Below are 19168 nucleotides of genomic sequence, written 5' to 3'. Positions count from 1 at the left end.
AGAATTATTGTTTTAAATTGGTGAGAAAATCTCGTGTTTGCTTCGGGTTCGTAAATATGTGAGTTGTTATATTATGCAGTTGGTTTAATTTTTTATAAATGTTTGAAGTTTTTTTCTTGTTGAATTGGTATACCCATTGAAGGAACTCAAAATCTAGCTTCTCAGGACAATCTTGCCCCATGTCGGGACGTGTTTTCCCATGGTACTGAATGCGTCTCTTAACGACTCCGTACAGGCAGCGAATTGTTTTATAATGGAGAAAAATAACTGTGTCCGCCTCATTCAATCGAATATCGATTGTGGTACTATAATTTCCATCGATAATCCAAGTATTATTCTGGACAATTTTTCGTTGTTCTGAGATTAAATCATCACGTTCAATTGATTGCCATCCGGGTTTCCAAAAAATGGAGTCTAAATGATAGACTGGAATATGTAAAATATCCCCCAACTGTCTAGCTAATGTTGACTTTCCTGCTCCGCTACCGCCAATAATTAAAATTTTCCTCATAATGTCCTCCCTTTTATAATAGGAAGCAATATTTTAACATAACATTCAGAAAAATTCACGCAAAAAAAAATACTCCTGCATGAGGAGCATTTTTTTAGTTAACAATTACTTTTTTAGTAGAGGAGATATGTGCATCTGCCTCATATGCTGCTTGAAGTTGTTTTGTAATGCTACCAGGCTTACCGTCTGCTATAAGGTTACTGTCGACCTGGACAATTGGCATAATTTCGGATGTGCTACTTGTTAAAAATATTTCATCTGCGGTCGTAATATCATCAATTGAAAATCCTTCTTCTATAAAAGGTATTTTCAGATCAGTAGCAAATCTTTCAACGCTCATTCTTACACAACCATGTAAAATATTCTTTCTAATTGGATGGGTATGAATTTTTCCATCTTTAACTAGGTAGACGTTCGATGCACTACATTCGGTGACAAAACCATCTTTATGCAAAATTGCTTCATAGCATCCTTGTTCTTTTGCTTCTTGCTTTGCCAGAACGTTTGGCAGTAGATTCAAACTTTTAATATAACAATTTTCCCAGCGGGTATCTCGACGGGTTATGGTTGATACTCCATTTTTTAAAAGATCCAAATTTCTTGGTAGATGCTGCACATACGCATACACATTTGCTTCAACATTATTTGGAAAGACATGGTCTCTTGGTGCTGATCCACGAGTAACTTGAAGATATACCTTTGCATCTGTGGTAATATCATTTTTTTCTACTAATTCGGCTAATAATTTACTAACCTCTTCTTTCGTAAACGGTAGATTAATTTTTACCGCTTCTGCAGAGCGAAATAAACGTGTTACATGTTCGTTAAGTAAATAATAGTTTCCATTATAGATACGAATCACTTCATACACGCCATCCCCGAACTGTAATCCACGTTCTTCAAAAGGATAGTTAATATTATCGCGATGAACAAATTTTGTTTGTGATAACATGATTGGGTAAATAGACATTATGACGCCTCCTAAAAAAGCTTATGCCTATTTTATAACTTCCTTTCCCCCTTGTAAATGGACTGCTTGTGTAAAAATTTTTACAATTATTTTCATTAGAATGTGATTAAAATCACAGAAATAGTTTGGAAGGCAATATATAATGGTATTAGTTTAAAGAAGAGGATGTGATGGAGTGGAGCCATTACTACAACGGATAGACTTGTATGATTATGATATGTTGCTAGCCAATTCAAAACGAAAATTTGTAAAAAAATATGATTTTATCTTTCAAGAGGGTAGCCCTGCAGATTATTTATATTTTATTCATAAGGGTGAAATTCGTATGTTTAAAGAGATTGGAACACATAAGGAATTAACCATTTTTATTCGTGGTGCACAAGATGGCTTTGGTGAAGTAGGTATCTTTAGCGGAAATTGCTACTCCAATTCGGCACAAGCTACAATGGACAGTACATTATATGTAATCGAAAAAGGTGAAATGGAATCTATTCTTGCTCAGAATGGTAAGCTCGGGTTGCATTTTACAAGATGGGTTGCTGAATCATTAGAAGCAAGCAAAGCAAAGATCCGTGACTTTTTATTGTTTGGTTCAGAAGGTGCTGTTGCTTCTATCTTTATTCGTTATGCAAACATGTATGGAGTTGTTACACCAACTGGTATTCGAATTACAGAAGCAGTCTTAATACAGGATATTAGTAAACATATCGGTATTTCCAGAGAGACAGTTAGCAGAATCGTGAATAAATGGAAAGGGCAAGGAGTTATAGGGAATGATAGCAAATATTTTCTAATTAAAGACATAGCTTACTTCAAGAAAATGCTAGCTTGTGATAGATGCGGTGTCGAAAACTGTGTAATATAAGGGTTATACCTCGTCAGAAAACCAGCCCTTCAATGAAATTATTTATAAAAATTAAACATGCTGATTTATAGAAGGTTGCTAATTTTTCACATGGTAAATAGTATTTAATAAAAACAGCAACGTAACAGTAATGTGATTTCCGCTCCGGGTAGTAGCGCACTTTAGGGTGGCTGGTGTCATCCTCGTGAGAAAATTACTTACTTCGGGTTCTCATTGCGAGCTTTTGGTGCGCGTAGTGTATTTCCGGAACGGTAGTCCAAGATAAAATTTATGTCACAGTTTCTATAAATAGCAATGAAATTATGCGAAATGAGCCAAATAAAAAAATCGACATTTTTCTATTGATTAATTAGAATAATGTTGTTATAATAAAAAGCACGTTGAAAAAATAATTAAATTTTATTTGCGGGTGTAGTTTAGTGGTAAAACCTCAGCCTTCCAAGCTGATGATGTGAGTTCGATTCTCATCACCCGCTCCATATACATATGTCTTAACGCAGTGTTTCGTAACTAAATTTTACGGGGCGTTGCGTTTTTATTTTATTTCGTTACTAAAACAAATTTTACTTCGCTTGAATTGTTGGGTTTCTTGATAGTATTCTTTAAGAAGAAATAATTAAAATTGAGGGATTTATATGAAAAAACTTATGCAGTTACTGAAACAAATAGATGGAAAAGGCTATAAAGCTTATAAAAGTATCCAAGGCTATTACGCTTATAATAAATTTAACTTATATATAGATTATGTTCAGGGAGATCCGTTCGCCACTCCGTCAAAAATCCGCGTTGTTATCCCGCAACAAAAACGACCACTGAAAAAGGAATGGATGGAAAATTATTATCGAAAAACAGCAACAGAAGATGCTATTGCACGCTTTGTTGGAAAAGCAGTTGATAATGTTAAATTTCAAGTAAAAGGATCGGGTAAAAGTGGTGCAGTTCTTTTTGATAAACCAGGTCAGGAAGTTATTGAAAGAAGTGCGGTACAAATTGACTCATCAACAATTACGACATGTATTTCTATTGGTCTTCCGGCAAATGGACGAAGAATTAATGGTCGGGAAGCGGAAAAATTATTGAGTCAGCTGATTCCTTCTATTGTAGAAAAGTCAATTTTTACGATTACAGATCGAGAAATTGAAAGTGCTGTTCAACTGGCTGATCAGCAACAAGCAATTCATAAAGAGATGTATGACAATAATTGGATTGCATTTATAGCAAATGGCTCCATTTTACCGAGGGAAAGTGGAATCAGTAATCGTCCAATGCAGCAGGCAATTCCTTTTCAAAGCCCAAAAGAAAATGAAGTTGAAGTCGCCATACCACATAGGACAGAACCGCTAAAAGGTATGGCGATAAAAAAAGGAATCACACTTATTGTAGGTGGTGGTTACCACGGGAAAAGTACTGTTTTACAGGCAATTGAACGTGGTGTTTATCCGCATACAAAAGGAGACGGGCGTGAGTTTGTTTTAACAAATCTAAATGCAGTTAAAATTCGCGCTGAAGATGGTAGAAAGATTACGGGGGTTAATATTTCACCATTTATTTCTAATTTGCCACATAAGCAAAATACACAGTTTTTTTCAACTGAAAACGCAAGTGGCAGTACATCACAAGCGGCGAATGTAATGGAAGCACTTGAAGTCGGTGCGACGACATTACTTATTGATGAAGATACGAGTGCAACAAATTTCATGATTCGTGACCATCGCATGCAGCAGCTTGTAAAAAAAGAACAGGAACCTATCACGCCATTTATTGATAAAGTTAAGCAAATGCGAGATCAACTTGATGTTTCGACTATTCTTGTCATGGGCGGTTCTGGTGATTATTTTGCAGTTGCAGATGATGTGCTTATGATGGGAGAATATGTACCAAAGAATGTAACAAAACAAGCTAAATCTATTATGGAAAAATTTCCGATGGAGCGTGACTCGACTACTATAGAAGAGTTTGGTGAGATAACACGACGTAAGCTTGCGCAAAATAGCTTACAAACGCAGAAGGGTAAGCGAGCGAAAACACAAGCAAAAGGACTAACCAAAATTATCATGGGAAAAACCGATATTTCATTCACCAGCACCGAGCAGTTGGTAGATGAATCACAAACTCGAATGATTGCAGAAATTATCCAGTATTTGGACCGAACGAACGGCATACAAAATAGTAGTTCATTAAATAAATTGCTAAATACAATTGAGACAAAAATTGAAAAAGAGGGGCTAGCATCGTTTGCAGCTTTTCCAAACCAGCACCCTGGAGATATTGCAAGACCAAGGAAATATGAAATAGCAGCTGTGTTGAATAGGATTAGGACATTAACCGTAACCCAGCTATATTGATAATTAAAGGAGGCAAAATCAATGAACACGGGACAACTTAAACAAGAAATTATTGAATACAGTAAAGAAATTGGTATCGATAAAATTGGTTTTGCCTCCGCCGATGTTTTTAGTGAATTAAAAGAACGACTTAAACGACAACAGACGCTAAAATTTCAATCGGGATTTGAAAAGGGCACAATCGAGGAACGGACTGAACCAGGAAGGCTATTACCCGAAGCGCAATCAATCCTTTCTATAGCAATTGCTTATCCATCACGTATTAAGAACGCACCAAAAGGTACCAAGGAAAATCGACGAGGAATTTTTTGTCGGGCCTCATGGGGAACGGATTACCATGTAGTCTTACGAGAGCGATTAGAAAAATTGGCAAGGTTTATTCAAGAAAAAGTACCTGATGCCAAAAATAAAGTAATGGTGGATACTGGTGAACTCTCGGATCGTGCCGTTGCTGAACGTGCTGGTATTGGTTTTAGTGGAAAGAATTGTGCAATTATTACTCCAGAGTTTGGCTCGTATGTTTATTTGGGTGAATTAATTACGAATATACCGTTTATACCGGATTCTCCAGTTGAAGATAGCTGTGGGGATTGTACAAAATGTCTCGATGCTTGTCCGACAGGGGCGCTTGTACAAGGTGGGCAATTGAATGCACAGCGCTGTCTGTCATTTTTAACCCAAACAAAAGGGTTTTTGGCTGATGAGTTTCGTGTGGAACTGGGAAATCGTGTATATGGTTGTGATACATGTCAGCAAGTTTGTCCAAAGAATAAAAAAATGGATTTTCATTTTCATCCAGAAGTTGAACCAGAGCCTGAAATCGCCAAGCCAAAATTAAAGCCAATGCTTAAAATTTCTAATCGTGAATTCAAAGATACTTTTGGCCATATAGCAGGTTCGTGGCGTGGGAAGAAGCCGCTTCAACGAAATGCCATTATCGCTCTTGCCCATTTTAAGGATGAAACGGCAGTAGAGGATCTTATTGGTATTATGAATAATGATCCACGTCCTGTGATCCGTGGAACAGCTGCATGGTCGCTAGGGAAGATTGGAACTGAAAAAGCTTTTGAAGCGATAAAAGGTGCAATGGAAAAAGAACAGGATACCCAAGTGTTATTTGAATTGGAAAAAGGATTGGAAAATCAAAAAAAGGTTTCGGCCACATAATGCTTTGGGAAAGAGGTAGAAAATATGAAAAATACAATGCTGTACTATGATGAAATGAACTCGCCTGTTGGTCCATTGATGATTATTAGTAATGGGGAGAAAATAGTCAGGATTGATTATGGCAGTATAGATAATTTAAAATCACAATTGGATAATTGGTCAGAACGGCATTTTGCCAATCCTGTTTTTAAACATATGCCAGAAAAAGTAGAACTCGTTAAAATGGAACTGCAATCCTATTTTAAAAATGATTGCCGGGAATTTTCTTTTGAGTTTACTTTTTATGGAACGCCTTTTCAGAAAAAGGTTTGGCAGGCGTTATATGATACTATTCCATATGGCGAGACCAAATCATACAAGGATATTGCGGTGACGATTGGAAATCCAAAAGCAATCCGTGCGGTTGGTGGGGCCGTTAATAAAAATCCTTTTTCAATTGTAGTTCCCTGTCATCGTGTTATTGGAACAAATGGTAAAATGGTTGGTTATAACGGAGGACTGGATAAAAAAGAATATTTGTTGAGACATGAACAAAGATAAGGTTGTGAATCTTTTTGGAATGTTCTTTCGTAATAATGAATGAGAGGAGATTCCAAAATGAAAAAAACATTTTCAGTCGCGTTTGGTGTTGCTTTATTACTATTAGTTTTAGGATATTTTACAAAGAATACAGAATTATTTGGTTCTATCGCGATGGGAATTGGACTCGTTTTTTTCGCAATTGGTGGTCTTGTCGGGGGCGCTTTTATTAGCGGAAATCAAATCCAAGCAAATTTCCATACAGAAACGAAAGAAGATCGTAGTAAAAGGCAAAAATTACTTTTAATTTCAGGTGCTATAGCATTACCAAACTTTGCAGTGGGTGTACTTTTGCTTATAGCGTAACATTTTTAGAAATTAGAAAACATTGAGACAATCCTTCTCTCCATATACTTCTAATGGAGGGGATTTTTTATGAAAAAATTAACAGATTTGTGGTTGGATTTTTTTCAATCGGATCGTTATAAAAACGATTGGTGGGATAGAAAAAACGCACTATGCGAAGAGCGGGGTATAGAGATTAGTAGGATAAAGGGGAATGGACATGTATTTCAAGAACTTCGCTATGATAATAAATCCACGTATCACTATTTACTCCATTTATCACTATTAATGAAACAGAAGGATCAATTTTACCTAGAAGAACAAGTACTGCCGTTTCAATTTAGATTGGAAAAAGGAAACATAATAGAACATTTTCAACTGAAAAAACCAGAACCTGATCAAATTAAAAAGAATGATACATTTTCTTCAAACGATTATCGTGATATACAAGAATCGCGCTTTAGTTATGATCGTTTAGCAGCAGTAAGGTACGCTGAACGTTGGTGGAATAGCTATAATCCAGCTTATCATAAATTTGAAGTGGATTGTACAAATTATATTTCCCAATGTCTTCGTGCAGGGGGTGCTCCAATGTGGGGGGCACCAAACAGAGGGCGTGGTTGGTGGTACCAACAGGACAATTGGAGTTATAGCTGGGCGGTAGCACATTCACTTCGCTGGTATTTAAGTGGTTCTACTAGAGGTTTGAAAGGGAAAGAAATGCAAGAAGCCAGTGATCTTATCCCAGGTGATGTTATTTGTTATGACTTTGAAGGGGATGGCCGGTGGAATCATAATACAATAGTCGTTGCCAAAGATGCTTATGGAATGCCACTAGTAAATGCGCATACGTCAAACAGCAGGAATCGTTATTGGTCATACGAAGATTCAACCGCATATACACCAAATATTAAGTATAAGTTTTTTCGAATCGGTGAGTAGTGGTATAATGAATTTCGTATTAACATAGTAAGGAGAATGAATAGTGAGTTTACATGTTGTTTTATTTCAACCAGAAATTCCGGCAAACACAGGAAATATTGCACGAACCTGTTTGGCAACCGATACGACACTTCATTTAATTCACCCACTAGGATTTTCAACTGATGATAAAATGGTTCGCCGGGCAGGGCTTGATTATTGGAGGCATGTAGATATTCGTGAGTATGATTCAATCGATGAATTATATGATACATACCCAAATGGAAATTTTTATTACATTGAAAACTTCGGTACAAAATATTACACGGATTATGATTATAGTAATACTGATGAAGATTTGTTCTTTGTTTTTGGAAGAGAAACAAACGGGATTCCAAAAGAATTATTAGTTGGAAAAGAGGACAAGTGTTTACGGATTCATATGAATGACAAGGTTAGATCATTAAATTTATCAAATACAGCTGCAATACTAATTTATGAGGCCTTACGACAACAATCATTTCCAAAATTGACATAAAAAAGCTGACTCTTGTAAGTCAGCTTTTTTGTTATTATTGTTTTGTTGGTTTACCTGGTTTTGCTTCATATCCTGATGTAAACATAGATACGATAAATACAACAATTACTCCCATTAATAATGCTAATCCCATATGTGTTGCCTCCTTAATCATATGAATTTAAAAATGTATTGCTAAGGTAAATGAACAACATAAACAGCCACGTTCGGCTTTAGCGACTGATTAACTTCTCTCGTTAAGTCAACATCGTACTAAACAGTCACTCCGCTTTTGTGTCTATATGTAAAAAGTTCTTTTCTATTATTATGTCCTCATTATACCGAAAAAATTTCTGAATGTGAACTATTAGTACGATAAATTGCCAAAATGTCACAAATACGATTTTATTGTTAAAAACGCTTCCATTTTTTTGACTTTTCTTATTTGATATTTTTCATCTCAAAAGACTATACACATTATTGTTTATACACATAAAATAGGGTATATTAGTTGATGAAGTCATTCGACAGTTCTATAATGGATACTGGATTGAAAATAACCGTTCTAAACGGAGAAAGTTAACTTCTAATGGGGGTATAAGACGTGGCACAGAATGAAGAATCGAGCATAAGATTCTGGAGTAAATTTCATGGTCCAAACATGGGATATATTGAAGAACAATATGACTTGTACAAAGAGGATCCAGAAGCTATTGATTCATCTTTAAAAGATATTTTTGATGAACATGGAGCCCCTGACTGGATGTACCAGACAAACGGTGCAGTGCAACCATCAGTAAACACAACTTCTATAAACGATGTTAAAAAACTAACCTCAGCGATGAAACTTGTTGAGGCTATTCGTCGTTATGGACACTTGGAAGCTGATATTTATCCAGTTGGGCGCGATAAAAATCGTAAGTCGGGGTTAGTCGATCCGAAATCGTACGGACTATCTGATGAAGAATTAAAGAACATACCTGCATCATGGTTATGGGAGGAAGCTCCGAATGGTGTAGATAATGGATATGATGTTATTCAACAATTGAAAAAATATTATGCTGGAACAATAACGTTTGAATATGATCATGTTAATAATGATGATGAACGTAAATGGTTATTAGAGCGAATTGAATCCGGTAAACTTTACTTATCATTTTCAAATGAAGAAAAAAAACAACTATTGGAACGTCTTGCCCATGTAGAAGGTTTTGAAGGATTTTTACAAAAAACATTTGTCGGGCAAAAGCGTTTTTCTATTGAAGGCTTAGAAGCCATGGTTCCAATGCTTGACCAAATTGTTAAGCACGCGACAAATGACAAAATTGAACATATTATGATGGGAATGGCCCACCGTGGCCGCCTAAGTGTGTTAGCCCACGTTTTAGGTAAACCATTTGATAAAATATTTTCTGAATTTCACCATTCACCAGATAAGGAATTAATTCCTTCAGAAGGTTCTACAGGGATTAATTACGGTTGGACTGGGGATGTGAAATATCACTTTGGTGCAACAAAAGATGTTCGAGAAGGCGATGAAGTATCAACTCGTATTACGCTTGCACACAATCCATCTCACTTAGAATTTGTTAATCCAGTTGTAGAAGGATTTACACGAGCAGCACAGGATGACCGCTCAGATAAAGGTTATCCAAAACAGGATTTAAATAAAGCATTTGGTGTTTTAATTCATGGTGATGCAGCGTTTATTGGCGAAGGCGTTGTTGCTGAGACGTTAAACTTAAGTGGATTACCAGGATTTAATACCGGAGGAACACTTCATATAATTGCGAATAACCTTGTTGGTTATACAACAAACCAAGAGGATGGTAGGTCAACTCGTTATGCTAGTGACTTAGCAAAAGGTTTTGAAATTCCAATTATTCACGTAAATGCAGACGATCCATTGGCATGCGTTTCTGCAATTAAACTAGCTTATGAATACCGTCAAACATTCCATAAAGATTTTCTTATTGATTTAGTAGGGTATCGTCGTTATGGTCATAATGAAATGGATGAACCAAGAACAACACAACCACAACTCTATCAGGATATAGACAATCATCCTACTGCAGCTAATGTATTTGCAGAAGTATTGAAGGAAAATGGCATAATCGAAAATACTGACTTTGATAAGATCAAAGAGCAAGTTGAAGAAAACTTACGTGGCATTTACGATAGTATGAAGGAAAATAATACTGGTGAAGCAGAGGCTAAGGGTATGCCTAAAGCATTAACGAATAGTCTTGACCAGTTTGATACAGCTGTACCTCTAGAACAATTGAAAGCTTTAAATAAAGGCTTAACAAAACGTCCAGAAGGATTTATCGGCTTTAAAAAACTTGAGAAAATCCTAAAGCGTCGTGAAAAAGTTTTAGAAGAAGGTAATAAAGCTGATTGGGGTGCAGGTGAAGCACTAACCTATGCTTCTATATTACAAGATGGTATTCCTATTCGTTTAACTGGACAGGATTCCGAACGGGGAACATTTGCACATCGTCATGTAGTATTACATGATGTGAACACAAACGACTCTTATTGTTTAATGCATGGTTTAGATGACGCTAAAGCATCGTTTGATGTTCGTAATAGTCCACTTTCTGAAGCGGGAGTATTGGGATATGAATACGGGTATAGTGTACAGTCTCCCAATACATTAGTTATTTGGGAAGCGCAATTCGGTGACTTTGCAAATGCAGCACAGGTTATATTTGACCAATTTATTGCAGCAGCTCGTGCGAAGTGGGGCGAAAAGTCAAATATGGTAATGCTTTTGCCACACGGTTACGAAGGCCAAGGACCAGAGCACTCAAGTGCACGTTTAGAACGTTATTTACAATTGGCAGCGGAAAATAACTGGATTGTGGCAAATGTAACGTCATCAGCCCAATTCTTCCATTTAATCCGTAGACAAGCAGCAATGCGTGGTCGTGAGGAAGCAAGGCCACTAGTTTTAATGACACCGAAAAGTCTGTTGCGTAATCAGCGTGTTGCTTCAGCGGCAGAAGAGTTTTCGGAAGGGAATTTTCAAGCGTTACGTTCACAGCCTAACTTAAAAGTTAGTAAGAAGAATGCAAAACGTTTGTTAATCGGTAGTGGTAAGATAATGGTAGATATTGAAGAAGCGATTGATAAATCCGAGGAGAAATTGGATTGGTTACGAGCAATGCGTCTTGAACAAATCTATCCATTCCCTAAAGAAGAATTAGCTAAAGTTATAAAAGAACTTCCTAACTTAGAAGAAGTTGTTTGGGTTCAAGAAGAGCCAAAAAACATGGGTGCATGGAACTTCGTTGATGATTACTTAAGAGATTTATTAGGAGAGGGTCAAACGCTCAGATATATTGGTCGGCCTGATCGTTCTTCCCCAGCAGTTGGAGAACCAAATGTGCATAAGACAGAACAAAATCAAATTATACGTGGAGCTATAAATCAGACAAAAGGAGGAGATTCCAGTGAAAGAAATTAAAATTCCAGAATTAGCAGAGTCCATCACAGAAGGTACAATCGCCGAGTGGCTTGTAAAAAAAGGTGATAAAATCGAAAAAGGTGCCCCAGTAGTAGAACTTGAAACTGATAAGGTAAATGTTGAAGTTAATGCTGACCACGCTGGTGTTATTGTGGAAATTGTTGCACAAGAAGGCGATGATGTTGAAGTAGGCGACGTCATTGCAAAAGTAGATGAGAACGGTGAAGCTGGTGGCGATGTTACGGAAGAGCCAAAAGCAGAAGAAAAAGAAGCTCCAAAAGAAGAGAAGAAAGAAGCACCTAAAAAAGAAGAAAAACAACAAGAAGCTAAAGAAGATAACAAACAAGATGTTATCGCATCACCTGCAGCTAGAAAACGTGCTCGCGAACTAAATATTGATTTAAGTACAGTAAGTCCACGTGACCCATTAGGTCGAATTCGTCCTGAGGATGTGGAAGCAGCGTCTAAAGGTGGAAGTGATAAAAAAGCAGAAAAACCTGCTAAACAAGAAACTCCTAAGAAGGCCGAGAAAACGGAGTTTGACAAACCAGTTGAACGTGTGAAAATGACTCGTCGCCGTCAAACAATTGCTAATCGTCTTGTTGAAGTACAGCATGAAGCAGCAATGCTAACTACTTTTAATGAAGTTGATATGACAGCAGTTATGAACCTCCGCAGTCAACGTAAAGAAAACTTTATAAAAAAGCATGATGTAAAACTTGGGTTTATGTCATTCTTTACAAAAGCAGTTGTTGGTGCCTTGAAAGAATTCCCACTACTTAATGCAGAAATTCAAGGTAACGAGCTAGTATTGAAAAAATTCTATGATATCGGTATTGCAGTTTCAACTGATGATGGATTAGTAGTTCCAGTTGTCCGTGATGCGGATCGTCTAGATTTTGCTGGCATTGAACGTGAAATTGGTAACCTTGGTGTAAAAGCAAAAGATAAACAGTTAACAATGCAAGACCTACAAGGTGGTACGTTTACAATTACAAATGGTGGAACATTTGGTTCTATGCTTTCTACGCCAATTTTAAATGCTCCACAAGTTGGTATTCTAGGTATGCATAACATTCAAAAACGTCCGATGGTAATGCCTGATGACTCAATTGAAGTTCGCCCAATGATGTACTTGGCATTGTCATATGATCATCGTATTGTTGACGGAAAAGAAGCTGTACAATTCTTAGTACGTATTAAACAATTGCTAGAAGATCCATATGATTTATTGTTAGAAGGATAATATAAGTAGGAATTAATAGAAACCTCGCTTTGATGGGATACTGTCAATGCGAGGTTTCTTTTTCGAGTAAATCTCATTTGTAAATCACTTTAAAGCAGTATTTTCTATTGCAATTTTATCTAAAAGCGAATATTATAGTAAATGTTGATTATAAGATTCGGAAAGTAAGGTGTCATAGATGAATAAGTTATTTAATTTAAAACAAAATAATACAAATATCCGAACTGAATTGTTAGCAGGAACTACTACATTTTTAACGATGGTTTATATTATTATAGTTAACCCCGTTATCCTTCATTCGGCTGGAGTTCCGTTTGATCAGGTGTTTATGGCCACCGTCATTTCTGCAGTAGTTGGTACACTTTATATGGCATTTTTCGCTAACTATCCAATAGCGATTGCACCAGGTATGGGGATGAACGCCTATTTTGCTAGTGTAGTTGCAACACAAGGATTATCCTATCAGGTAATTTTTGGTACAGTATTTATTGCAGGTATTGCTTTTATTTTGTTAAGCCTAACCACTTTACGTGAAACGTTAATTGAAGCAATTCCAGCTTCATTGAAGTTTGGAATAACCTCTGGTATAGGATTATTTATTGCATTTTTAGGATTAAAAATGTCCGGTATTGTTATTCCTAATGAAGCAAACATGGTTGGGTTTGGGGATTTACATGCACCAGTAACATTGCTAACACTAGCTGGATTGTTCATTACATTAGTATTAATGACCTGGAACGTCAAAGGGGCATTATTTCTTGGCATGATCATAACAGGAGTTATTGGTTTTTTCACTGGTCAATTACAGTTTGATGGATTTGTTTCCGCACCACCAACACCAGTATTTTTTGATCTCGATATTGCTGGCGTATTCAGCAATGGTCTTTACACCGTTGTGTTTGCATTTTTACTTGTTACCATTTTTGATACAACCGGAACATTGATTGGAGTTTCGGAACAAGCAGGATTTGTGAAAAATGGTAAATTACCTCGTGCAAAGTCAGCATTAATGGCTGATGCTGCTGCAACAACAGTCGGGTCCATGTTTGGGACAAGTCCATCAACAGCATATGTCGAGTCGACCTCTGGGGTAGCTGCAGGGGGAAGAACTGGATTGACTTCAATAGTTGTTGCAGTATTGTTCGGACTTTCAATCTTTTTTACGCCAATTATCGAGGCGATTTCGAATCTATCTGCAATTACAGCACCTGTTCTTATTATCGTTGGTTGTTTTATGATGGAAGGATTAGCTCGTATTGATTGGAAATCGTTTGATGAAGCCTTTCCAGCGTTTGCTATTATATTAACGATGCCATTGACTTCAAGTATTGCAACTGGTATTTCGATTGGATTTATTACTTACCCGTTACTTAAACTGGTTAGTGGTAAGGGGAAAGACGTACATTGGATATTATATTTATTTGGTATCATTTTTGTATTACAAATGATCTTTTTCCCAGCACATTAATAATAGATTTAAGCTCTTTTCGCGTAGCTTGTTGAACTCATAGAAAATGTAACGTAAGTGCTGTTTATTGCTTTCTGCCCAGCATAGCCCGTATACTCTCCGCTTTTCGGAGGCGTCTGGATCCCCCAGGAGTCTACGTTTATACGGGCTGCTTGAAAGAAGATATATGTTTTTTATTTCTCATAAGTGAAATTAAATTTAAAAAAGTATAACACAAGCGAAGTATATTTCTGGAACATTGGCAAAGCACAAAATCACGTCGTATTATGACTAAACTTCACCATTTGAAAATGCAACAATCTTCTAGAAAACACCCTAGATATAAAGTGTTTTATGACCTTGGTTACTGATACCGGGGTCTTTTTTATATTTGCTATGTTAAAACAATGTGTAATAGGGAACATTAAATGCAGCGAGGAAAAATTTCCACTTGCATGACGTCAGACAACCTGGTAAAATCACTTGTGGAATCAATAATATTGTAAGCATTTACAAAGCAAATGAAAATTAAAGGGAGGCTTCATCCGTGGATATTCTTCTAGGACTTGTTGCAATCATTGTTGTCCTCGGACTGGCATTTTTAATGTCTAATGATAAAAAGAGCATAAATTATAAAGGCATTATTGTTATGTTGGTTGGGCAGTTTTTAGTAACTTGGTTCATGTTTAGTACAGAAATAGGGAAAAAAATTATTAATGGTATTTCTGCTGGTTTCAATAAGTTAATTGAATTTGGATCAGATGGTGTAGATTTTATTGTTGGCGGAGTGGCACGTACAGAAGGTGGGAGTGTATTCTTCTTTGATGTGTTACTGCTGATTATATTTTTCTCGACAATACTATCCGTATTAACATATTTAAAAATTTTACCAGTTATTATTAAGTATTTTGGTGGATTTTTATCAAAAATAACAGGATTACCAAAAGTTGAATCATTTAATGCAGTAAATAGTATCTTTTTTGGACAATCAGAAGCGTTACTTGCAATTAAAACGCAGTTTCACCATTTAGATAAAAATCGTTTATATATCGTAAGTGCCTCAGCAATGGGATCAGTATCAGCATCAATTGTTGGTGCATATATTCAAATATTGCCGCCTGAATATGTATTAGTTGCACTACCATTAAACATGTTTAGTGCATTAATGATTGCATCGGTAATTGCACCGGTACGTGTTCCAAAAGAGGAAGATCAAGTTGACATAAAAGATGTTTCTCAGGATAAAAGTATTTTTGAAGCGATGGGAAATGGTGCACTTGATGGTGGTAAAATAGCATTAATTGTTGCTGCTATGTTAGTTGCGTTTATTGCTTCATTAAATCTAGTTAACTGGCTAATTCAGTTTATATTTGCCGGTGTCACATTGCAAGAAATCTTAGGCTATATTCTTTCTCCAATCGGTATATTAATGGGGATTTCTCCAGGAGAAGTAATAAAAGCTGGTGGAATTATGGGTACAAAAATTGTTACAAATGAATTCGTTGCTATGCTTGAATTCCAAAAAATTCTTGGAAGTATGTCAGAGAAAACAATCGGAATCGTATCTGTTTTCTTAACAAGCTTTGCAAACTTTTCATCGATTGGAATTATCGCTGGATCTGTACAAGCTATTGATAGTAAAAAAGCTGTAGCAGTATCAAAATTTGGGATGAAACTCCTTGTTGGTGCAACATTAGCATCCATTTTGTCTGCAACTGTTGCAGGTATATTCTTATAGAAAAGCAAAAAACCGCCTATTTATTGGCGGTTTTTTGATGTTATAGAGAATAGTTTAGGCGGGAGAGCAGAAACATCGGCAGGAGAGCGGAAACATAGGCGGGAGAGCAGAAACATCGGCAGGAGAGCGGAAACATAGGCAGGAGAGCAGAAACATAGGCAGGAAAGCCTAAAAATCTGCCCCTCTAACCCAAAATTATGCTATCATGAAGAAATGAGGTGTGATTCATGTTAAGAAAACGGTGTGGCAATTGTAAAAAGAAAATTTCTTTCGCTTTCTTGGTGAAGCAGGGTAATTTTAATCATGTTGTTTGTCCGCATTGTTCTGCACATTTACGACCCTCGGGATTTTCTAAAGTACTCTTCACGGTAATTTGTATTGTTCCATTAATAGCTTTGCGCAATACATTTACTCTCAATTGGGTAATGATGATTATTTGGGTACTCGCGTGTATCTTTATTTTACAGCCATTTGTTTACAAGTACGAGTTAAATAAAGCTAAAGAGCAAAAGAAAACTCACTAGTATTCATGTAACTAGTGAGTTTTTGCTGCTTTTCTAATCCGCATATATTTCCTCTGCAAATAGAGTAGTCGATACAACAGTGCTATTGCCCCGCAGCTTAATCCGACAATAATCCCAACCCAATATCCAAAGGGCTCCAGTGCAGTATAATTTGCAAGTAACCATCCAGTAGGTAAGCCAATAACCCAATAAGAAACAAGTGCCATAATCAGTGTTATATTTACATCTTTATAGCCACGTAGAGCTCCTTGAATTGGTGCACCGAATGCATCTGCCAGTTGGAAGAATATCGCGTAGTAGATGAAATGTTTGGTTAACTCAATTACTTCAGGGTTCGAGTTATACATTGCCGCGACCGTGTCGTTGAACACATATAAAACAAGACCTGAAAATGCAGCGATAAACAATCCTCCACTTATTCCAATGTATCCGTAAGTCCTAGCATCAACAAATCGTTTTGCTCCAACCTCAAAACCGATTGCGATCGTCAATGCCATTCCTACACTAAGGGGAATCATGTATAAAAGGGAAGCAAAATTGATTGCTGCTTGATGGGCTGCAATCGTATATGTGCTATACACACTCATCAATAATGTTACGGCAGAAAAAATACTTGTTTCAAAGAAAATTGCAAAGCCAATAGGAATACCGATTTTCAATTGTTCCCACCAAGCTTTTAAGGATGGCCTTACCCAATTTGAAAAAATTAGATATTCCTTAAACGGACGGATTTTGTAAATAACTCCTATAGCAATTCCGCAAACTAACCAATACGTAATCGCTGTCGCAATACCTGATCCCACGCCTCCAAAGGCAGGTATACCAAACTTTCCAAAGATAAAAACATAGTTGAAAAATATATTTAATGGTAAGGAAGTTAAAATGATTACCATTGATATACGCGTTTGGCCAAGCGCATCGATAAAACACCGCAATGTATTAAAAATAAATAATGGAACGATTCCGGTTACGAGCCATATAAGATAAAATTTTGCAGTGTGTCTTACTTCTGTTTCTAAGTCCATTGCATGTAAAATAGGGTTAAGCAAGAGGGAACCAATCACTACAACTAACAATGCGAGCGCGGTAGCTAAAAAAATTCCCTGTTGCACCTTTTTTGGTATTTCTTCACTCGACTTTGCACCAGTTAATTGTGCAATAATAGGGGTAATCGCGAGGAGAATTCCATTAATTCCTGTAAAAATCGGAACCCAAAGACTTGACCCAATTGCAACTCCAGCAAGATCCTGTGCCCCTGCTTGACCAGACATAACTGTGTCGAAAAAATTCATTAAATACATACTGATTTGCGTAACTAAAATAGGAATTAAGATAACGGAAAATAGCTTTAGTTTTTCTTTTAATGTTGATGTTTCGTACATATTACTCTTCCTTTTTTTATATTTTTTTATTAGGATAGAGAAGATGATTTCATTCTCAGAAGTATAAAAGCAATTATACCGTTTTATTTGGTATTTAGATAGAAAGGAAGTCCATTTAATGAAAAAGAAACGAATTCTTTTTACTGGTGGTGGCACTGCTGGCCACGTAATTGTAAATTTAGCCTTAATTCCAGCATTTCAAAGAGAAGGATGGGAAGTTGATTATATAGGATCAAAAAATGGAATTGAACGTAAATTAATCGAGCAATTAGATAATGTAACATATTATCCTATTTCAACAGGGAAGCTTCGTCGATATATTTCAAAAGAAAATATTAAAGATCCATTTAAAGTAGTAAAAGGAACGATGCAAGCTTGGCGTATTATCGGTAAGCGTAAGCCTTCCATTATATTTTCAAAAGGTGGCTTTGTGTCTGTACCAGTCATTATGGCAGCAAAAATGCGTCGTGTTCCAGCAATAATCCATGAATCAGATTACACACCGGGACTTGCCAACAAGCTAGCAATTCCATTTGCTAAAAAGGTACTTGCAACATTTCCAGAAACAATGCAATTTTTACCGGAAGCAAAAGCAGAGTATGTTGGAGCAGTGATTCGTGATGAATTGTTTCAAGGTCATAGGGATCAAGGACTCATGCTATGTGGGTTTAACCGAGAAAAGCCTGTGTTACTTATCATGGGTGGAAGTGGTGGTTCTGAAAAAATTAATGAAACGGTTCGTGCTAGTTTAAATGAATTGTTGCCTGCCTTTCAGATTGTACATATTTGTGGAAACGGTAAAATTGACACAACGATCAATCGAGAGGGCTACAAGCAATTTGAATATGTAAATGAAGAATTAAAAGATATTTTTGCAGTAACTGATTTTGTATTATCACGTGCTGGATCCAATGCAATATTTGAGTTTTTAGCGTTACAAAAACCAATGCTGCTTATACCATTATCAAAAGAGGCAAGCAGGGGAGACCAGATTATCAATGCGAAATCGTTCGCGGAAAAAAGATATGCACGCGTAATGGAAGAGGAATCATTAACGGAAGAAAGCTTAGTCAAAGAAGTTTTTCAACTAAAAGATCAGGCTCCAATTATGACCGATACTATGAAAAAGTATCAAAGTGAAAAAGCAAAAGAACGCGTAATCGAAATTATTAAAGAAACAAATAAATAAATAAATTAAGGCT

At 36.5% G+C, this 19168-nt stretch carries 15 protein-coding genes and 1 tRNA gene; 13 read left to right on the top strand and 3 right to left on the bottom strand.

Annotation, left to right across the window (positions count from 1 at the left end):
• Window positions 1-4 precede the first annotated feature (4 nt).
• Both CS937_RS05265 and dat read right to left on the bottom strand, forming a co-directional pair.
• On the bottom strand, window positions 5-511 hold the full coding sequence (locus CS937_RS05265; protein WP_099157410.1) for a DNA topology modulation protein: 507 nt from the start codon (window positions 509-511) through the stop codon (window positions 5-7).
• A 94-nt stretch (window positions 512-605) separates the two neighbouring features.
• The gene (gene dat, locus CS937_RS05260) at window positions 606-1481 is read right to left on the bottom strand and encodes a D-amino-acid transaminase (RefSeq protein ID WP_099157409.1); all 876 of its coding nucleotides are present in this window, start codon (window positions 1479-1481) and stop codon (window positions 606-608) included.
• 175 nt (window positions 1482-1656) lie between these two features.
• On the opposite strand from dat, the gene CS937_RS05255 reads away from it, so the two are divergent.
• The 12 genes from CS937_RS05255 (at window position 1657) to CS937_RS05200 (ending at window position 16060) form a co-directional block, all read left to right on the top strand.
• Window positions 1657-2346: a Crp/Fnr family transcriptional regulator gene (locus CS937_RS05255; protein WP_099157408.1), complete on the top strand. Its 690-nt coding sequence runs from the start codon at window positions 1657-1659 to the stop codon at window positions 2344-2346.
• A 405-nt stretch (window positions 2347-2751) separates the two neighbouring features.
• A tRNA-Gly gene (locus tag CS937_RS05250) sits at window positions 2752-2825 on the top strand.
• A gap of 156 nt (window positions 2826-2981) precedes the next feature.
• Complete coding sequence (locus CS937_RS05245; RefSeq protein ID WP_099157407.1) at window positions 2982-4691, top strand: ABC-ATPase domain-containing protein; 1710 nt, start codon at window positions 2982-2984, stop codon at window positions 4689-4691.
• A gap of 21 nt (window positions 4692-4712) precedes the next feature.
• The gene (queG, locus tag CS937_RS05240) at window positions 4713-5858 is read left to right on the top strand and encodes a tRNA epoxyqueuosine(34) reductase QueG (protein ID WP_099157406.1); all 1146 of its coding nucleotides are present in this window, start codon (window positions 4713-4715) and stop codon (window positions 5856-5858) included.
• 24 nt (window positions 5859-5882) lie between these two features.
• The gene (locus tag CS937_RS05235; protein ID WP_099157405.1) at window positions 5883-6398 is read left to right on the top strand and encodes a methylated-DNA--[protein]-cysteine S-methyltransferase; all 516 of its coding nucleotides are present in this window, start codon (window positions 5883-5885) and stop codon (window positions 6396-6398) included.
• 57 nt (window positions 6399-6455) lie between these two features.
• The gene (locus tag CS937_RS05230) at window positions 6456-6743 is read left to right on the top strand and encodes a DUF5316 domain-containing protein (protein ID WP_099157404.1); all 288 of its coding nucleotides are present in this window, start codon (window positions 6456-6458) and stop codon (window positions 6741-6743) included.
• Between the two features lie 69 nt (window positions 6744-6812).
• Entirely contained in the window at window positions 6813-7664 is an 852-nt protein-coding gene (locus tag CS937_RS05225; protein ID WP_099157403.1) for an amidase domain-containing protein, read from the top strand.
• Between the two features lie 43 nt (window positions 7665-7707).
• A complete protein-coding gene (gene trmL / locus CS937_RS05220) occupies window positions 7708-8181 on the top strand; it encodes a tRNA (uridine(34)/cytosine(34)/5-carboxymethylaminomethyluridine(34)-2'-O)-methyltransferase TrmL (protein WP_099157402.1) in 474 nt (157 codons plus the stop codon).
• A gap of 583 nt (window positions 8182-8764) precedes the next feature.
• A complete protein-coding gene (locus tag CS937_RS05215) occupies window positions 8765-11629 on the top strand; it encodes a 2-oxoglutarate dehydrogenase E1 component (RefSeq protein ID WP_099157401.1) in 2865 nt (954 codons plus the stop codon).
• Window positions 11616-12875, top strand: a complete 1260-nt coding sequence (gene odhB, locus CS937_RS05210) for a 2-oxoglutarate dehydrogenase complex dihydrolipoyllysine-residue succinyltransferase (protein WP_099157400.1) — start codon at window positions 11616-11618, stop codon at window positions 12873-12875. The genes CS937_RS05215 and odhB overlap by 14 nt, the downstream gene beginning before the upstream one ends.
• Window positions 12876-13053: 178 nt before the next feature.
• Window positions 13054-14343 carry an NCS2 family permease gene (locus CS937_RS05205; protein WP_099157399.1) on the top strand — a complete coding sequence of 430 codons (1290 nt, stop codon included), beginning with the start codon at window positions 13054-13056 and terminating at the stop codon, window positions 14341-14343.
• A 526-nt stretch (window positions 14344-14869) separates the two neighbouring features.
• On the top strand, window positions 14870-16060 hold the full coding sequence (locus CS937_RS05200) for a NupC/NupG family nucleoside CNT transporter (RefSeq protein WP_099157398.1): 1191 nt from the start codon (window positions 14870-14872) through the stop codon (window positions 16058-16060).
• 535 nt (window positions 16061-16595) lie between these two features.
• Here the strand turns inward: CS937_RS05200 and CS937_RS05190 are convergent.
• On the bottom strand, window positions 16596-17966 hold the full coding sequence (locus tag CS937_RS05190; protein WP_099157396.1) for an MATE family efflux transporter: 1371 nt from the start codon (window positions 17964-17966) through the stop codon (window positions 16596-16598).
• 118 nt (window positions 17967-18084) lie between these two features.
• On the opposite strand from CS937_RS05190, the gene CS937_RS05185 reads away from it, so the two are divergent.
• Window positions 18085-19155: an undecaprenyldiphospho-muramoylpentapeptide beta-N-acetylglucosaminyltransferase gene (locus tag CS937_RS05185; protein ID WP_099157395.1), complete on the top strand. Its 1071-nt coding sequence runs from the start codon at window positions 18085-18087 to the stop codon at window positions 19153-19155.
• Window positions 19156-19168: the final 13 nt, after the last annotated feature.

Source organism: Virgibacillus ndiopensis (genome assembly GCF_900187325.1).
Lineage (GTDB): Bacteria > Bacillota > Bacilli > Bacillales > Amphibacillaceae > Virgibacillus_E > Virgibacillus_E ndiopensis.
The sequence above is the reverse complement of the archived record's forward strand: the minus strand, read 5'-3'. Positions and strand labels throughout refer to the sequence as shown.